The organism is Microcystis sp., assembly GCF_048564745.1.
Classification (GTDB): Bacteria; Cyanobacteriota; Cyanobacteriia; order Cyanobacteriales; family Microcystaceae; genus Microcystis; species Microcystis ichthyoblabe_A.
The window spans coordinates 1-17,265 of sequence record NZ_JBLZRT010000058.1 but is presented as its reverse complement, the minus strand read 5'-3'; the positions used below and the strand labels follow the sequence as shown (position 1 = coordinate 17,265).

Genomic DNA, 17,265 nt, shown 5'->3' with positions numbered 1-17,265 from the left:
GGTAGGAAAGCATGGGGATGAAGGTATGATAGCGAGATATGTAAAAGAACAAGATAAAGAATACCTGCAGCTACACCAAAATCTACAATTGAGTCTATTTTGATTCTGATACCCCGTCCGCTTGCGGCGGGGTAGTTCATTAAAGCCAACGGTTCGAGACTACCTTCCCACCCCTCCTCAATTAGATGGCGAGATATTTCCACATCATCATCTAATCGACCTACTCCCACACCTGATCAATCTTCAATAGTATGGCGGGATATTCCTCCCGAATTATCTAATTCTAACCCACAAGAATTTACTTTACCTGAGTTTGAATTAGTTGAAGTATGGGAATCAAACGATTTTTTAGAAGATTCATCTAATGATCATTCTACGAATAACAATACTGCCTTTTTAGATACTGACTATAATTACACCATTCAAGAATTATTAAAATCAGTCATTGGGACAAAAGATCTCTTAACTCAAGAAGAATTTCGACCTAGGCAACAGGTTTATTTCTGTAGTAACTGTACTCTAGCTCATCGTCAAGATAGTTGGCAAGAAAGTGGAAATAGGTGTAATCAATGTGGAAGTAGTGAACACACTCGATTATATACTTTACCTGATAATAATTAATTTAATTTGACTTAAAAAAGGAACCCAAAAATGAAGGAAATTTACGGAATTGAACCTGATTTATGTATTCACAATCCAGCGTTAATCCTAGATTTCGGTAAAGATATTATTTTACCTCAATATTTCTATGATCAACTTAAACATCTTCAAGCGGGTAATTATTATCAAGCAACCGAATCAGCTAATCAAATTTTTCAATCTTTACAACCCATTGAAGAATTAGACAATATTCTTGCTTTTAAAACACCTCAAAACGGGTTCATTTACTTTCTAAATCAAGAAATTAGTGTAAACAACACTGAATTTAACGAAGATCAATTTGATCTTAGCAAACCCTTACATCGATATTTATTAAGTTTATTGAGTTTTTCCCGATTATTAGAAACTTCCACTACTTTTTTGATCAATTCATCTGCACTAATCTCAAAATGTACTCTGTTAAAATTTGGCTTAGTTAATGTTAGCGATTTTTCCCATTACAGTGAGTCATGGCTAAACGCAGACCTGCTTTTATCAATTGAATCTAAACTTACTGCGGTAACTCCCAGAAGAGAAATTACAGAAATTGAATGGACTGATGATCCGGAGATAATCGGTCAGTTTATTCCTAATATTTCTTGGCAAGATTTGTAAAGTGGCGTTGTCAGATCAGAATATGAAAGATTCAATGCAATCCTTGCTATCAAAGTAATTTGAGTTCCCATCTGATTCGGATCATCTTTCAATTTGACAACGCCCCGTTTTTGATCTTCTCTGTTTGGAGAAATTGCGATAAAATTAACGATCATAGCGATCAATAAAAAAATTTTATGGTTGTCACTGTTAATAATTCCCTGACAATAAGGGAATTTCTGCAATTACCAGAAACTAAACCCCCCAAGGAATTTATTGACGGTCAAATTATTCCTAAACCGATGCCCCAGGGTAAACATAGCACTATTCAAGGTGATTTAGTTCCAGCTATTAACGCTAGTCTAAAACCCCAACGAATTGCCCGTGCCTATCCTGAATTGCGTTGTACTTTTGGCAGTCGTTCTCTAGTTCCTGATGTTTCAGTTTTTCTCTGGGAAAATATTCCTCGCGATAGCGAGGGAAAAGTATTAAATACTTTTGCGATCGCTCCTGACTGGCTAATTGAAATTCTCTCTCCAGATCAAAATCAGACTAAAGTTGTTAAAAATATCCTTTATTGTCTAGATCACGGCACTCAAATGGGTTGGTTAATCGACCCTGAAGAAGAAATTATCTTTGTTTATTTTAGTGATCGAACTATCGCTATTTTTGAATCAGAAAATGCTCTTTTACCCGTCCCCGCTTTTGCGACGAATTTTCAAATCACCCTCGGTCAATTATTTGACTGGTTAAGAGGTTAACGGATTATCAGTTACCAGTTATCAGTTAAGTAGCTGGTTATAATTAAATTAAAAATGGATTTTAGGTTCGATCCCCCCTTAATCCCCCCTTAATAAGGGGGGCATCTGATAATTTTTAACGCATACCTACTTATCAGTTATCAGATATGAGTTATCAGATATGAGTTTTTAGTTTCCAGATTTGAGTTATCAGTTCACTGATTACTGTTCACTGATTACTGATTACTGTTCACTGTTTAGGTGACACTTTGAAATAATTGAGTCCAATCGAGATTAGGAGCATCTGAGGGAGCAACAATTTCGATAATTTTATTGTTAGCGGCGGGATAAAATAGGGATTCTACGCAAACCGAGGCCACTTTCGTGCGGGGAATACTGCCCTCAGAAAGGGTATCGGCGGATGACATTTTAATGGCATTAAGATTATCATCGTTTTTAAGGCCTCCGGGGCGCACAATCGTGTAGGTTAGTCCACTATTGATTAAATAGTCTTCCGCTTGTTTTTTCCAGAATAAAATTAACCAAAAGAGATTGAGGGGGTGGAAAAAGTTCGACACACAGAGGGAAGTAACGAGAACAAAATGTTCGATTCCTTTCTTTTTGGCGGCATCGATGAGATTTTTAGTTCCCAAGTAGTCCACTAACAAAGGTTCCGTGGGATTAAAGCTCGGTCTGGCTCCCGTGGCGCATAACAAAACGCTACAATCAGCGATTAGTGCCTCTAACTTATCGGCCTGTTGGACATCTCCGACGACGATTTCCACCCCTGCTGGCAAAATTTCCGCCGCTTTCTCGCGGTTTCTCACCAAAGCACGCACGGGAATCTGACGTTCGACTAATTGGGCAACGATTCGCCGTCCCGTTTCCCCTGTGGCTCCTGCTACAAATGCTTTCATCGCTTCTTAACCAAATAGTTTTTAACAATACGTTACACTAATCTCAATTCTACAAATTTCCCCGATCCTTTGGCGGTTAATCCCCAAATTTTTCTAACACTATCATTTGCCAGGTTTATAAGTCATGCAGTGTCCCCCCATTAACTCCCTAGCTCGCGAATCTGTAGAAGTCAAAGAAGACAATCAATTTCTCGGTTTTCAAACCCGTTTTGCCGGATGTATGGATATGTATAGCAATCAGGACACGGTTGCCGATTATCTGGGCGCTCACGAAGGTTGGTTTTGTCGTTGTGCCGAACCGATGAAAACTCTGCCCTTTGGTGACAATGGTTATCTTATCACCATCGGTAAATATGGCGCTTTTGGCTATGAACTGGAGCCGAAAATCGCCGTGGTTCTGGAGCTGCCGGTCAATGGAGTCTATCATACTCGCAGTGTTCCCATTCCCGATCAACCGTTTTTGGGCTATCTAGTGGATTATCAGGCAATTATGAAACTAGAGGAAATGCCGCTATCTTCTCCTAGTCGGGAAATTGAGGCAATTTTTCGGCAACAGGGACGGGAAATTCCGGCGGTTATCACCCAAGTCACCTGGGAACTGCGTATGGATGTTATGGTTAAGTTTCCCAAGTTTATTTATAAGATTCCCCGTCCCATTCTCCAAAAAACCGGTGATAAACTGTTGACACAAATTGTTCGCCAAGTTTCCCCCCGCTTAACCCACAAAGTTCAAGAGGATTTTCACTCTAGCTTCAATTTACCCCTACCCCCTGCCTCCAGTCGTCTTTTCTATCGTCTCGACTCCTGTGAGGGTGGGTTGCTTGCCTAGGGTTTGGGGAGTCTGTCAACAGTAATCAGTAGAGCTTGCTGATGGGAAACCAAGGAAAAATAAAGATTTGCTAACGGTGCTGGTCAGTCTAAGCTAGAATTATTAAGAAATGTTTACTCGTAAAAATAAACCTAAGACTACTTCAATATTTTATGTCTCTGCCTATCCGTAACGTTGCTATCATTGCTCACGTTGACCACGGGAAAACCACCCTCGTCGATGCACTCCTCAAACAGTCGGGAATCTTTCGAGAAGGGGAAGATGTACCCACCTGCGTCATGGATTCCAATGACCTCGAAAGAGAACGCGGTATCACCATTCTGGCCAAAAACACCGCCGTTCGTTACCAAGACACCCTGATTAACATCGTCGATACTCCCGGTCACGCCGACTTTGGTGGCGAAGTGGAACGGGTTTTAGGTATGGTGGACGGTTGTATCCTGATTGTCGATGCTAACGAGGGGCCGATGCCCCAAACCCGTTTTGTGCTGAAAAAAGCCCTAGAAAAGGGATTAAGACCGATTGTCGTGGTCAATAAAATCGATCGCCCTAACGTCGATCCTAACCTAGCCGTGGACAAAGTTTTCGATCTGTTTGTGGAACTGGGTGCCGATGACGACCAGTGTGATTTTACTACTCTGTTCGCTTCCGGGATGCAAGGATTCGCCAAAGAAAGCCTCGAAGATGAAGACAAAGATATGCAGCCCCTGTTTGAGGCGATTTTACACCATGTTCCACCACCGGCCGGGGACGTTAACAAACCCCTACAGCTGCAAGTAACCACCCTCGATTACTCGGAATACTTAGGACGCATCGTTATCGGCCGCATCCATAACGGCGTAATTAAAGCCGGTCAACAGGCTGCTTTAGTAAAGGATACGGGCGCGGTTGTCAAGGGGAAAATAACAAAACTTCTTGGTTTTGAGGGCCTCAAACGGGTGGAATTAAACGAAGCCAGCGCTGGTAATATCGTTGCTGTGGCTGGTTTTGCTGACGCTAACATCGGGGAAACCGTAACTTTAGCCGATGACCCGCAAGCTTTACCCCTAATTAAAGTCGATGAACCGACCCTACAAATGACCTTCTCGGTGAACGATTCTCCCTTCGCCGGTCAGGAAGGCACTTTTGTCACCTCGCGGCAAATTCGCGATCGTCTGATGCGAGAATTAGAAACTAACGTCGCCCTGCGGGTGGAAGAAAGTGATTCCGCCGAGAAATTCCTAGTTTCGGGACGGGGAGAACTGCATTTAGGTATTCTCATCGAAACCATGCGTCGGGAAGGCTACGAATTCCAAGTATCGCAGCCGCAGGTTATCTATCGGGAAATAAACGGTCAACCCTGCGAACCCTACGAATACCTCGTTTTAGATGTACCCGAAGAAGCGGTGGGTTCCAGTATCGAACGTCTCGGCCAACGGAAAGGGGAAATGCAGGATATGCAGACGGGCAGCAATGGCCGCACTCAATTGGAATTCGTGATTCCGGCCCGAGGTTTAATCGGTTTCCGGGGCGAATTTATCCGTCTCAGTCGCGGTGAGGGGATTATGAACCATAGTTTTCTCGAATATCGTCCTTTCTCCGGGGAATTAGCCACCCGTTACAATGGCGTGATTACTGCCTTTGAGGAAGGAGTCGCCACTTTCTACGCTCTCAAAAACGCCGAGGACCGGGGGGTATTCTTTATTACTCCTGGGACAAAAGTGTATAAAAACATGATTATCGGCGAAAGCAACCGGCCCCAAGACGTGGAGATCAATATCTGCAAAACTAAACAGTTAACTAACCATCGTTCCGCCACCGGGGATGAATTGGTTCAGTTACAATCCCCCGTGGATATGAGTCTCGAACGCGCCCTCGAATACATCGGACCGGATGAGTTGGTAGAAATTACCCCGAAATCGATCCGTCTGCGTAAATTACCGGTGAAAAAGTTAGCCAAACGTTAATCGGTTTTGACAAAATCTGGCGGCAATTTGGCCATGGCCATTGCCGCTAAAAGAGGCCGCAATGGCTCGAAGATGATCGGTAATTGGTTAAGATTGAGATCTAACAAAGAAATCCACTCAGATTTTCAACAAAACTGAGATGATAGAAAAAAGTGCCTTGAGTTTGAGGGTAAAGAATCTGCTGTGAGCTATTCTGCTACTTTGATGCGACATCCGATGTTTCCCGCCGCGTCGGACAGCAATCGTCTTCGTCTCTTTTCGGGATCCGCTAATGTATCTCTTGCCCAAGAGGTGGCCCGTTATCTGGGCATGGATGTGGGTCCGATGATTCGTAAACGTTTCGCCGATGGTGAATTGTACATCCAGATTCAGGAATCAATCCGGGGCTGCGATGTCTATTTAATTCAACCCTGTTGCAATCCCGTCAACGATCATTTGATGGAATTGTTAATCATGATCGATGCCTGTCGTCGTGCTTCTGCCCGACAAATTACCGCCGTAATTCCCTATTATGGTTATGCTCGCGCCGATCGCAAAACCGCCGGACGGGAATCGATCGCCGCTAAACTGGTGGCTAATCTGATCACGGAAGCGGGGGCAAGTCGCGTGTTGGCCATGGATTTGCATTCGTCCCAAATTCAAGGTTATTTCGATATTCCCTTCGATCACGTTTACGGTTCCCCGGTGGTGGTGGACTATCTTCTCAGTAAACAATTACCCGATATCGTCGTGGTTTCTCCCGATGTGGGTGGGGTGGCTAGGGCGCGGGCTTTTGCCAAAAAACTCAGTGATGCTCCCCTAGCAATTATTGATAAACGCCGGCAAACCCATAATGTGGCGGAAGTGATGAACTTGATCGGCGATGTTAAGGATAAAACGGCGGTTTTAGTCGATGATATGATCGATACGGCTGGTACGATCGCTCAAGGGGCGCAGTTACTGAAAGCCAAGGGGGCGCGACAGGTTTATGCTTGTGCCACCCATCCGGTTTTTTCTGGTCCTGCGATCGAGCGTTTATCCAGTGGCATAGTCGAGGAAGTGATCGTTACTAACACGATTCCCGTCCCCCAAGAACATTTTTTCCCGCAACTGAAAGTCTTGCCGGTTGCCCCGATTCTGGGTGAGGCCATATGGCGCATCCATGAGGACAATTCCGTGAGTAATATGTTCAAATAGATGGCCGAATCCCCCTAGTTTTAGGGGGAATTTTTATATTTATTTTCTTGACATTAATTCTGATTTATGGCAGCGTCGGGGTTGTCAAGTCCTCCCAGACGATTGAAGGGCCAAAAACGCACCACAGCGCGACCGATTAAGTTTTCCCGGGGAACGAAGCCCCAAGCGTGGGAATCATAACTATTATTGCGATTATCGCCCAAAACCAGATATTGATCGGGGGGAACTGTCACCGGTCCGTAAGTATAATTAGGTTCTTCGGCGATATACTTTTCCGCTAAAACTTTACCGTTGACGTAAACTAAACCGTTTTTGACTTGCACCTTATCCCCCGGCAGTCCAATCACCCGTTTAATAAAAGCATCCTGAAAATTTTGAGCTTTTAGAGCGGCTGTCGGACTAAAAACCACTATATCACCCCGTTCTGGCTTCTGAAAATGATAGCTAACTTTCTCGATAATTAGGCGATCGTTAATCTGGAGAGTCGGTTCCATGGAAGAAGAGGGAATATAACGGGCCTCAGCCACAAAAGTGCGGATGCCAAAGGCCAAAATTCCAGCCGTGACAATGGTTTTAACTGCTTCTAGCCAAGGGTTTTCTTGGGGGACGGGAGGGGGAGAAGGTTTTTCGGATTTATGGTTCAAGCTTTCAGCCATAGGATTTTAACTTTTGAGAAGGATTAAGCCAATACGCTCTTTAATTTTCTAGTTTAGTGATAGTAGCAGCGTAGATAATATTTTAAGACAATCTCCCTACATCTACTGGATCACTGTTAATTTGTCAAGGCCGCATTCTGCTGCTGGAAGGGGAATTTCCTCGGGGGGTAGAAAAAGGTAAGATTAGTCTATCAAAAAAGAGAGTTTTTCGCCGCCATTCCAGGAAAAGCGTTAGAATTCAACAATTAGACACCTATCTCCCTTAAAAGTCGCTTCTACATCACTACTTAGGTCTATGTTTGCACAAATTCCCGAACGCTCAATGCACTATCTGCGATGGGTTGTGACCATCGCTTGGTTAATTCTGATATTTTCTCTGTTTTTTGACCCGATTTCGGCAAAATTAACCGATACTAACAATCTTGCTAGTCCCCTGAGAGTTGATCCCGATCTGTGCATTAAAGTCCAGGGAGTTTGCCTACCCCAATCCTCCTATCAGTTAGGTGCGCCGATTTTTTGGGGAATAGTGGTTCCTAGTGGCATTTTTATCCTATTAGTATTCGGTCACGAACTCTGGCGGCGTATCTGTCCTTTATCCTTTCTTTCTCAAATACCGCGTGCTTTGGGTAAACAGCGTCAGAAAAAACAGACCGATAAATCGGGAAAAGTCCGCTCTGAAATCTATAAAGTGCCGAAAAACTCTTGGTTAGCTCGGAATTATCTCTATCTACAATTAAGTCTGTTATTTTTGGGTTTATGCGGACGGATTCTTTTTTATAATTCCGATCGCTTAGTCCTGGGTAGCTTTTTAATCTTTACTATTCTAGCGGCGATCTTTGTGGGTTATTGGTATGGGGGCAAATCTTGGTGTAACTATTTCTGTCCCATGAGTCCAGTTGAAAGGATTTATGGTGAACCGAGGGGTTTGCTAAATAGTACCGCTCACGAAGACAGTCGCAGTGGGATTACTCAATCTATGTGTCGTATTGTCCGAGAAGATGGTAGCGAACAAAGTGCCTGTGTTGCCTGTCAAAGTCCCTGTATCGATATCGATGCGGAAAGATCCTATTGGGATGGGATTAATAACAGCGATCGCCAATGGCTTTATTACGGTTATTTTGGCTTAGTTTTTGGCTATTTTATCTATTATTATCTCTATGCTGGCAATTGGGACTATTATTTCTCTGGAGCTTGGGCGCACGACGAAAATCAGCTAGAAGCCCTCTTTAAACCGGGTTTTTATCTTGCGGGTAATCAGATTCCGATTCCGAAACTGGTAGCTGTTCCCTTAACTTTGGCAATCTGCACTTTTTTGGGTTATTTTCTCGGTAAAAAAGTTGAAAATGCCTATAAAGTCTATAGAATTCGCCAAAAGTCACCCTTACCAACCGAAATTATCCGTCATCGAGTCTTTACTGTCGGAACTTTTCTGATTTTCAATTTCTTCTTTATTTTCGGTGGTCGTCCTTTTATTAATCTTTTGCCAAAATTTTGGCATTATTTCGCTAGTATTTTACTGGCGGTTTTGAGTAGTTTATGGTTATATCGCACCTGGACAAGGGATCCCAGTCGTTACCAACGGGAAGGACTAGCGGGAAGATTGCGTAAACAGTTGGGTAAACTGGGTCTCGATACAGCTAAATATCTCGATGGGCGATCGCTGTCAGCTTTGCACGCGGATGAGGTGTATGTATTGGCCAAGATACTGCCGGATTTCAGCCACCAGAAGCGTTTAAAAGCCTATAAAGCCGTGTTAAAAGAGGCTTTGGAGGAGGGATATACTGACTTCGGCCACAGCCTCGAAATCCTGCAACAAATGCGCCTAGAGTTGACGATTACCGAGGCAGAACATCAGGCAATTCTAACAGAGTTGGGTGTGGAATCGGCCGAACTTCTCGATCCGGAAAAGCAGTATAGTCGCGAGGATTGGTTACGTTTGCAGAGTTATCGCGATGCTTTGTTAGAAAGTCTCTTGGTGACTTGGAAAAAAGACCCCGATCGCAAGGTGGGGTCGGAATTGCTGGAAGTGTTAACCGGTAAGAGTTCCAGGGAGGCGATCGAGCATTTATTGACGGAATTGCCGGCCGCGGAAACGGGAACTGTCGAGTCTTTGCGTCGGGAGTACAGAGTTACCGGTCAGGAGGAAGAAACGATTCTCCACCGTCCAATTATGGCAAAATATCGCCCGCGCTTTTCAGGTCTTCGATCGTCTATCTTTTAGTAGTGACAGCGATCGTGATCAACAGGAAAGAATTTTATTGGAAAGATTCCAGCTATTCGATAGCGATGGCTCTGGACAAATTAGCCTTGAGGAGTTAAAAGCTTGTCTTCAGGCGATCGAACCGGGGGTGACAGACAAGGAAATCGAAGCTATGTTACAACAGGCCGATACAAGTCGCGATAATCAGATTAGTTTTCCGGAATTTCGCGATCTACTCCACCAATTCCATAAATAAACTGTCGGCAACTATTGCGTCGGTCATGAATTCCAAGACATTAGGATTCTGATAGCAAATTAAATTGTATTCAGTGCAAATAGAGAATCAAGTTAGCTGTCACCTTGATGGTGGGAGCTTTTTCTTTTTTTAGCCAATACAGTGCTTCTGTTCCCCCCTCAAAGGTTACGGTTAATTAGTTGGGCTGAAAGATTAAGTAGCTGGTTATAATTAAATTAAAAATGGATTTTAGGTTCGATCCCCCCTGCCCCCCTTGATAAGGGGGGTGCCGATCCCCCCTGCCCCCCTTAATAAGGGGGGTGCCGATAGGCGGGGGGATCCCCCTTAATAAGGGGAGCATCTGATAATTTTTAACGCCTACCTACTTACCTGTGATGATAACATGGGCTTTACTTGTCCCAGCCATTGCCAAGATTTGCCATTGTATATATTCAGGTTTAATGGGGCTAATTTTCTCTATTTTTAGATAGTCTTTGGGAGTAAAATAAGCGTGACTTTTACTGGCTGTCATGGTGTTTATTTTGCTTATTGTTAGTGTTCTAACGGACAATTAAGCCAAATAATTGAGTCTAAATCAGTCTTACTGCCTTCAGTAATTAGCTTTCGTATCAGTTCAATATAATTAAAATTACTCTCGAATAAAACAAAACGTCTATCTAAAGAAGCGGCCGCTAGTCCCACGGTTCCCGAACCAGCAAAGGGATCTAAAACCACATCACCTTTAAAAGAGTAATAATTAATCACTTTTTCTGCCAATTCTACGGGAAAAGCGGCGGGATGTTTTGAGTTAGTGACTGGGTTAATCTTCCAAACATTAGTGCGTTCATAACCATCGGCAATTTTTGAGACTTTTACTACTTCTTGATCGGGATGATTACGAATATGCCAATCGATGAGTAAATCCGTGTGTTTACGATAGACTAAAACGTATTCAGTCACCGGCACGGTTTTGTATTGGAGAGGGTTTCGATCGGCGGCAAATCTGCGCCCTCTACCAGTTGCCCACCCTGCTCCCTCTGGTTTTAGCCAAATAATATCATCAATAAAGTCGTAACCTTCTTCAATAAAAATTCGATGCAAATCAAAGGGAACAGCAATACGTTTAGAAGCTTGATTACGCGAAGCGCGACGCAACAGCACGGGAGAAATATTAATGACAAAAAAACGTCCTTCACTCAAAACTCGATGACATTTTCTGATCACCTGTCGCAGCTTCAATAGATAGCTTTCGTATTCTTCAAATTCCGAATATTCTGGGCGAGCATTAAAATAGGGTGGTGAGGTAAAGATTAAATCAACACTTTCTGCGGGCATTTCCTCCAAAAGTTCGCTACAATCACCAAATCCGATGGTATTTCTCAGAGAGGAAAGCTTATATTCTTTTTTAGTTTTCTTGGGGGTTTCTAATTTAGATTCATCCTGTTTTAACAGACGAGCGATAATAATTTCAGTCCGGGTTGTCCTATCGGCTAAAATTTCGGTGGTGTAGGCATCGATCACCACTTCCCCAACGGTTTTTTTCTGTTCATTACATAAAGGAACTCGCCAAATATGATATCTGTCATCCACTTCTGGTAAACCTAATTTAATCGCATTAACTAAATTTATTTCCCGCAACCAATTAAGGACAATTTCTTTAGCTTCTGCCACCGTGCGAAGCAGATAACCGCGCTTGTCCGATACCAGTTCTTTTTCCATGTCATTACTCTAGTTCTCTCTAGAATTCTAGCTGATTATTATCCAAAAAACTAGGAGAGTCTCAAGATAGAAATTGGCCACCCTTTAAAAATTCCACATTTCTAACACTTTTCCCGTAATTGTTTGATTTAACCAGAAAGTATTATGACTGAGGGAGTGAAGATTATTTGCCGTTACTTTCCAGCTTGCTTGGGGATGAAAAAGAATTGCTTCTGCGGGATTACCGGGGTTGAGAGATGCCGGTTTTTGTTGTAAACAATGACAGGGATTGAGACTCAGCGCTTGCCATAATTGTAAAGCTGATAATTGCCCGGTTATTACTAATTTTTCCCAGAGTAGCGGTAAAGCTAATTCTAACCCGATCGCGCCGGGGGGTGCTTCTGCAAAAGAGACGGTTTTTTCTTCGTAGGTATAGGGACGATGATCGATCGCGATTGCATCGATAATTCCCTCCTTAATTGCCGCAATTAACGCCTTGCGATCGCTTTCGTTGCCCAAGGGGGGAGCGAGGTGTAAACTGGGATGATAGCTGGCGATCGATCCTGTATTTAAGAGCAGATGCAACCACGTCACACTAGCGGTTATCGGCAATCCCCGCATTTTTGCCTCGCGAATTAATTCCACTCCTCGACGGGTAGAAATTCGCATTAGGTGAACAGGTGTATTAATTTCGCCGACGATTTCTAAAATTGTGGCTAAAGCAGTGGTTTCGGAAATAGCAGGATCTCCGGGTAAACCGAAGCGAATCGAGGTTTCTCCCTCACGCATGACTCCATTACCCTTTAATTGCTGATTTACCGGGGAAAGGGCGATATTTTTACCGAAGGGTTTTAGGTATTCCAATAAGTTCCGCAACAGTCCCAAATCTTCCAGACTGCGATTATCGGTAAAACCCACCGCTACAGGCATTAAATCGGCTAATTCGGTCATTTTTTGCCCTTGTCTTCCTAGGGTAAGACTTGCCCAAAAATGCAGACGGGCCGATTTTGAGTCAAAAAACCCTTGACTTTTTTGCTGTAATGTGCTAATGAGTGCGGGTTGATCGAGGGGAGGGAGAGTATTGGGGAGAATTGCCACCCGGGTGCAGCCTCCGGCCGTGGCCGCTTTGAGCAAAGATGCGAGGGTTTCTCTGTCCTCGTGGCCGGGTTCCCCAGAATGACTGTAGAGATCGACTAATCCGGGAGCAAAAATACAGTTTTGACCGGAAATATAGTTACTATTTTCTCTTGGGGGAAGCTGAGATTCGATCGCTTTAATTACCCCCTCCTCAATCCAGACATCGGCAATGCGATCGGTTTGTGTCAAGGGGTCAAGGACTCTAACCTGTTCTATAATTGTCGAGGATTGGCTATTCACGCAGACTATTTAAAACGTCATTTTTTCCTCTGGCAGTATATCACGTTAAGTAAAAAGTAAAAAGCAAAAAAGCTGAGTTCTCGGTTAGGTTAGGGGACGATAAGTTAGAATATTGATCAACTACGGTTAATCTTTATTTTAATTGGCCGATCCACCCTAAGCAGAATTGATAGCCGAATCATGCAGTCAGAACTTTTTACTTTTAATTATCTTGAAGGATTTAATCGGGGAACCCCGCGATTAGTTTCTTTTCGAGATTTAGTACCAGAAATCACCAGCACCAGTTATCTAACCCATGGCATCTATTATTATCCTGCCAAATTTATTCCCCAAGTGGTGAGATTTTGCCTTGATAATTACACTAAAAAGGATGATTGGATTATCGATCCTTTTGCTGGTTCAGGTACGGTGGGTTTAGAGGCTAAACTTTGTCAAAGAAATGCGGTTTTAACTGACCTGAATTATCTTTTAAACCATATTATACCGATTAAGATCACAGAACACCAAGAACCATTGAGTTACTCAGAGTTAGATAAAAAAATCTTAGAAGTTTTTGCCAGCAAGGATAAATTTATCCCTCAGTGGTCAAATTTAAACTATTGGTATCCAGAGGATATTTTAGTAGTTTTACAGAAACTTTGGGCAGGTCAAAAAAATCTAGAAACTGATTTGTATTCCCAGATTATTCAAGCGGTTTTAGTGAAAGTTAGTAAACAGTTTTCCTATGCAGAACATACCAAACCTAAATTATTTCAATCGAAATACAAAAAATCAGATATACAGGAACTATTACAAAGAGATTGGCAAGAGGAATTAAAACGAACGATTAAAGAGATGAGTTTTGAAACTTTAACCAGCGTTAATCAATATATTACCGTAACTTGGGGCAATTATAATCAGGTGCTTTTTTATGGGGGAGTAGATAGTGCCACTTTTGAGATCGATCAAAATCTAGAGTTAGATTGTTTAATTAGTTCACCCCCCTATCTGCAAGCACAAGAATATATCAGAACAGCAAAACTAGATTTATATTGGTTAGGATATACAGAAAAAGAAGTGCAAAAAATCTCTAAGCTAGAAATTCCCTACCGACAGGCTACCAGATTAATCGAAACCGAAACCTTAAATCAAGTGAGATCGAGTTTAGAGAAAGAGAATTTACATAAAATACTCGATTCCTATTTTTGTCACACTATCAATGCTTTAGAAAATGCCACCAGAAAATTAAAACAAGCTGGGAAAGCTTGCATTTTTGTCGGTAATCCAAAAGTGGATGGAGTGGAAGTAGAAACTTGGCGAATATTACAGGAATATTTTCAGGAAAATGGCTTTATTTTTAATACCGTCTTTGAGGATAGAATTAAAACCAGACAATTATTCAAATCTCGCAAGAATAAAAATCCTGATGGCATGAAATCCGAATATTTACTAATCTTAGAGAAAAGGTAGGTCTAGTTTATAGCGTTTCCCATTCACAAAAGGTACATTCTCGATCTTGAAAAGCTTAATCAGCAAAACTTTAAGTGTGCCGTACAGGTACGAGAACCCCTATATTATGTGTAAAAAACTATGTATCTAAGCACAATTAATTACACATCTAAGCCACTACTCCGTCAGACTTCTGTGGTGGTGAGCAAACAGAGAACTGAAAACTCAAATCCGATCCCTAATAGCTTTATCCCGTCTCCCGTCTCCTGTCTCGACTAGGAAATTAATTTTGCATGACTACTTATGTAAACAACAGGCTTCGATCGTTGAGATAGCGATCGCCCTTGAGGTTCGGCGATTGCAGCTTGGGTAAACATTTAGGGACTTGCGCTTTGATAATAGAGTTCTTGCATAATTAATTCTTGAGAGTTCAAAAATGACAAAAATAGACATAAAACTGCATAAAATGCCTAAATGGAGCATTTAATCGATTAATGCTTATTCTTAATTCTCCCGACGACCGGCTCCTAACCCCACCAACAAACTTTTTGCCGCAAACCCTAGCTTAACACCATAGTTCGGAAACCCGTACCGATCGAGCCGTTGTCAGGGGGCCTTCTATTTCGGTAAATTAGCACTCGGAAGGTAAGAGTGCTAATCTGGAAAAGACACTTACCCAAATACAAGAGAAACGGAGGATATTCCATGGCTGCAGTCAGCATCAACGTAACAACTGTTAAACCCCTAGGCGATCGAGTTTTCGTCAAAGTTAGTCCCAGCGAAGAAAAAACCGCCGGTGGTATTTTCCTTCCCGATGCCGCGCAAGAAAAACCCCAAATCGGGGAAGTTGTGGCCGTCGGCACTGGCAAACGCAACGATGACGGCAGCCGTACCCCTGTGGAAGTGGGTGTGGGGGACAAAGTTCTCTACTCCAAATATGCCGGAACCGATATCAAACTTGGTGGCGAAGAATACGTTCTCCTCTCCGAAAAAGACATTCTCGCCGTCGTTTCCTAATCATCTACCCTTGAAAACCCCTATTTTGCACGAATAACGATACATTATGGCTAAATCTATTATCTACAACGAAGATGCTCGTCGCGCCTTAGAAAAAGGCATGGATCTTCTGGCCGAAGCGGTAGCCGTCACCCTTGGCCCCAAAGGTCGTAACGTCGTCCTCGAAAAGAAATTTGGCGCACCCCAAATCGTCAATGATGGCATCACCATCGCTAAAGAAATCGAACTGGAAGACCATATCGAGAACACCGGTGTGGCTTTAATTCGCCAAGCCGCCTCAAAAACCAACGATGTAGCGGGTGATGGTACAACTACCGCCACCGTTCTCGCCCACGCTATCGTTAAAGAAGGTTTACGCAACGTCGCCGCCGGTGCTAACCCGATTTCTCTGAAAAAAGGTATCGATAAAGCTGCCGATTTCCTCGTCAGTCAAATCGCCAAACACGCGAAACCCGTAGAAGACTCCAAAGCGATCGCACAAGTGGGCGCTATCTCTGCCGGTAACGATGATGAAGTCGGTCAAATGATCGCCTCGGCCATGGATAAAGTCGGCAAAGAAGGCGTAATTTCCCTAGAAGAAGGGAAATCGATGACCACCGAACTAGAAATCACCGAAGGGATGCGTTTTGACAAAGGTTATATCTCTCCCTACTTTGTCACCGACACCGAACGCATGGAATGCGTTTTTGAGGATCCCGCTATTCTGATTACCGACAAAAAAATCGGTTTAGTACAGGATTTGGTTCCCATTCTCGAACAGGTGGCCCGTCAAGGTAAACCCCTAGTAATTATCGCCGAAGACATCGAAAAAGAAGCTTTGGCAACCCTAGTGGTTAACCGTCTGCGCGGTGTTCTTAACGTCACTGCGGTGAAAGCTCCTGGATTTGGCGATCGCAGAAAAGCGATGTTAGAAGATATCGCCGTCTTAACCGGTGGTCAAGTCATTAGCGAAGATGCGGGTTTAAAACTGGAAACCACTAAAATTGACAGCTTAGGTACGGCCCGTCGTATCACTATGAACAAAGATACCACCACCATCGTCGCCGAAGGCAACGACGTGGCAGTGAAAACCCGTTGTGAGCAAATTCGCCGTCAAATCGAGGAAACCGATTCTTCCTACGATAAAGAAAAACTGCAAGAACGTCTGGCTAAATTAGCCGGGGGTGTGGCAGTGATTAAAGTCGGTGCCGCTACGGAAACGGAAATGAAAGACCGCAAATTGCGCCTAGAAGACGCAATTAACGCCACTAAAGCAGCCGTAGAAGAAGGTATCGTCCCCGGTGGTGGTACTACTTTAGCTCACCTGGCTCCCCAATTGGAAACCTGGGCCAAAGAAACCCTCCAGCATGAAGAATTAACCGGTGCTTTAATCGTTTCTCGCGCCATTGCTGCCCCCTTAAAACGGATCGCTGAAAATGCCGGCCAAAACGGTGCAGTTATTGCCGAACGGGTGAAAGAAAAGCCCTTTAATGTCGGTTATAATGCCGCTACCGGTGAGTTCTCCGATATGTTTGAGGCGGGTATCGTTGACCCCGCTAAAGTGACTCGTTCTGCCCTACAAAATGCCGCTTCTATCGCCGGTATGGTTTTAACTACCGAGTGTATTGTGGTGGATAAACCGGAAAAAGAAAAATCCGCTCCTCCCGCCGGCGGTGGTGACTTCGACTATTAATAATTAGGGTTTGCTGAAAAAGTACGGGCGAAGCATTCGGGCAATAACCTATCGGTGAAACCGTAGATTTTTTATCCGAATGCTTCGCCCCTACAGGACGCGGGCCGATGAAGACGCAAGGTTTTGAAGCACGATTCTCTC

General features: G+C 43.4%; 13 protein-coding genes and 2 pseudogenes. 10 read left to right on the top strand and 5 right to left on the bottom strand.

The window, feature by feature from the left end:
* The 3 genes and pseudogenes from ACOCD9_RS08815 to ACOCD9_RS08805 all read left to right on the top strand — a co-directional run.
* Positions 1 to 103, top strand: a pseudogene (locus tag ACOCD9_RS08815) (IS200/IS605 family transposase); the annotation flags it as partial.
* A gap of 548 nt (positions 104 to 651) precedes the next feature.
* A complete protein-coding gene (locus ACOCD9_RS08810; RefSeq protein ID WP_419547123.1) occupies positions 652 to 1,254 on the top strand; it encodes a hypothetical protein in 603 nt (200 codons plus the stop codon).
* Between the two features lie 176 nt (positions 1,255 to 1,430).
* Positions 1,431 to 1,994, top strand: coding sequence for a Uma2 family endonuclease (locus ACOCD9_RS08805; RefSeq protein ID WP_419547121.1), 564 nt, complete (start codon positions 1,431 to 1,433; stop codon positions 1,992 to 1,994).
* Positions 1,995 to 2,230: 236 nt separating this feature from the next.
* On the opposite strand, the gene ACOCD9_RS08800 is transcribed toward ACOCD9_RS08805, so the two are convergent.
* Positions 2,231 to 2,890 carry an SDR family oxidoreductase gene (locus ACOCD9_RS08800; RefSeq protein ID WP_316577104.1) on the bottom strand — a complete coding sequence of 220 codons (660 nt, stop codon included), beginning with the start codon at positions 2,888 to 2,890 and terminating at the stop codon, positions 2,231 to 2,233.
* A gap of 124 nt (positions 2,891 to 3,014) precedes the next feature.
* Here ACOCD9_RS08800 and ACOCD9_RS08795 point away from each other — a divergent pair, with 124 nt between their 5' ends.
* The 3 genes from ACOCD9_RS08795 to ACOCD9_RS08785 all read left to right on the top strand — a co-directional run bounded on the left by ACOCD9_RS08795 (position 3,015) and on the right by ACOCD9_RS08785 (position 6,841).
* The gene (locus tag ACOCD9_RS08795; RefSeq protein ID WP_419547120.1) at positions 3,015 to 3,719 is read left to right on the top strand and encodes a DUF1997 domain-containing protein; all 705 of its coding nucleotides are present in this window, start codon (positions 3,015 to 3,017) and stop codon (positions 3,717 to 3,719) included.
* Positions 3,720 to 3,871: 152 nt separating this feature from the next.
* Positions 3,872 to 5,665, top strand: coding sequence for a translational GTPase TypA (gene typA / locus ACOCD9_RS08790; protein WP_002796752.1), 1,794 nt, complete (start codon positions 3,872 to 3,874; stop codon positions 5,663 to 5,665).
* A 204-nt stretch (positions 5,666 to 5,869) separates the two neighbouring features.
* Positions 5,870 to 6,841: a ribose-phosphate pyrophosphokinase gene (locus ACOCD9_RS08785; RefSeq protein ID WP_172456653.1), complete on the top strand. Its 972-nt coding sequence runs from the start codon at positions 5,870 to 5,872 to the stop codon at positions 6,839 to 6,841.
* Between the two features lie 53 nt (positions 6,842 to 6,894).
* On the opposite strand, the gene lepB is transcribed toward ACOCD9_RS08785, so the two are convergent.
* The gene (gene lepB / locus ACOCD9_RS08780) at positions 6,895 to 7,497 is read right to left on the bottom strand and encodes a signal peptidase I (protein ID WP_419547119.1); all 603 of its coding nucleotides are present in this window, start codon (positions 7,495 to 7,497) and stop codon (positions 6,895 to 6,897) included.
* 295 nt (positions 7,498 to 7,792) lie between these two features.
* On the opposite strand from lepB, the pseudogene ACOCD9_RS08775 reads away from it, so the two are divergent.
* Positions 7,793 to 9,953: pseudogene (locus tag ACOCD9_RS08775) on the top strand (EF-hand domain-containing protein).
* A gap of 361 nt (positions 9,954 to 10,314) precedes the next feature.
* Here ACOCD9_RS08775 and ACOCD9_RS08770 read toward each other — a convergent pair.
* The 3 genes from ACOCD9_RS08770 to ACOCD9_RS08760 all read right to left on the bottom strand — a co-directional run bounded on the left by ACOCD9_RS08770 (position 10,315) and on the right by ACOCD9_RS08760 (position 13,007).
* Positions 10,315 to 10,464 carry a hypothetical protein gene (locus tag ACOCD9_RS08770; RefSeq protein WP_419547117.1) on the bottom strand — a complete coding sequence of 50 codons (150 nt, stop codon included), beginning with the start codon at positions 10,462 to 10,464 and terminating at the stop codon, positions 10,315 to 10,317.
* Between the two features lie 20 nt (positions 10,465 to 10,484).
* Entirely contained in the window at positions 10,485 to 11,651 is a 1,167-nt protein-coding gene (locus ACOCD9_RS08765; RefSeq protein ID WP_419547115.1) for a DNA-methyltransferase, read from the bottom strand.
* A gap of 84 nt (positions 11,652 to 11,735) precedes the next feature.
* Positions 11,736 to 13,007: a dihydroorotase gene (locus ACOCD9_RS08760; RefSeq protein WP_287701386.1), complete on the bottom strand. Its 1,272-nt coding sequence runs from the start codon at positions 13,005 to 13,007 to the stop codon at positions 11,736 to 11,738.
* 180 nt (positions 13,008 to 13,187) lie between these two features.
* Between ACOCD9_RS08760 and ACOCD9_RS08755 the strand changes: the two genes are divergently transcribed.
* From ACOCD9_RS08755 to groL, 3 genes are all read left to right on the top strand, one after another.
* Positions 13,188 to 14,456: a DNA methyltransferase gene (locus ACOCD9_RS08755; RefSeq protein WP_287701388.1), complete on the top strand. Its 1,269-nt coding sequence runs from the start codon at positions 13,188 to 13,190 to the stop codon at positions 14,454 to 14,456.
* A 684-nt stretch (positions 14,457 to 15,140) separates the two neighbouring features.
* Positions 15,141 to 15,452, top strand: coding sequence for a co-chaperone GroES (gene groES / locus ACOCD9_RS08750; protein ID WP_419547113.1), 312 nt, complete (start codon positions 15,141 to 15,143; stop codon positions 15,450 to 15,452).
* A 46-nt stretch (positions 15,453 to 15,498) separates the two neighbouring features.
* Complete coding sequence (gene groL / locus ACOCD9_RS08745; RefSeq protein ID WP_002755764.1) at positions 15,499 to 17,124, top strand: chaperonin GroEL; 1,626 nt, start codon at positions 15,499 to 15,501, stop codon at positions 17,122 to 17,124.
* The last annotated feature ends 141 nt before the right edge of the window (positions 17,125 to 17,265 follow it).

Excerpts from the sequence above, each read along its gene's own strand:
- ACOCD9_RS08785 (WP_172456653.1), top strand. The coding sequence starts at position 5,870 with ATGCGACATCCGATGTTTCCCGCCGCGTCGGACAGCAATCGTCTTCGT.
- ACOCD9_RS08755 (WP_287701388.1), top strand. The coding sequence starts at position 13,188 with ATGCAGTCAGAACTTTTTACTTTTAATTATCTTGAAGGATTTAATCGG.
- ACOCD9_RS08795 (WP_419547120.1), top strand. The coding sequence starts at position 3,015 with ATGCAGTGTCCCCCCATTAACTCCCTAGCTCGCGAATCTGTAGAAGTC.
- ACOCD9_RS08810 (WP_419547123.1), top strand. The coding sequence starts at position 652 with ATGAAGGAAATTTACGGAATTGAACCTGATTTATGTATTCACAATCCA.
- ACOCD9_RS08765 (WP_419547115.1), bottom strand. The coding sequence starts at position 11,651 with ATGGAAAAAGAACTGGTATCGGACAAGCGCGGTTATCTGCTTCGCACG.
- lepB (WP_419547119.1), bottom strand. The coding sequence starts at position 7,497 with ATGGCTGAAAGCTTGAACCATAAATCCGAAAAACCTTCTCCCCCTCCC.
- groL (WP_002755764.1), top strand. The coding sequence starts at position 15,499 with ATGGCTAAATCTATTATCTACAACGAAGATGCTCGTCGCGCCTTAGAA.
- typA (WP_002796752.1), top strand. The coding sequence starts at position 3,872 with ATGTCTCTGCCTATCCGTAACGTTGCTATCATTGCTCACGTTGACCAC.
- ACOCD9_RS08800 (WP_316577104.1), bottom strand. The coding sequence starts at position 2,890 with ATGAAAGCATTTGTAGCAGGAGCCACAGGGGAAACGGGACGGCGAATC.
- ACOCD9_RS08770 (WP_419547117.1), bottom strand. The coding sequence starts at position 10,464 with ATGACAGCCAGTAAAAGTCACGCTTATTTTACTCCCAAAGACTATCTA.
- ACOCD9_RS08805 (WP_419547121.1), top strand. The coding sequence starts at position 1,431 with ATGGTTGTCACTGTTAATAATTCCCTGACAATAAGGGAATTTCTGCAA.
- groES (WP_419547113.1), top strand. The coding sequence starts at position 15,141 with ATGGCTGCAGTCAGCATCAACGTAACAACTGTTAAACCCCTAGGCGAT.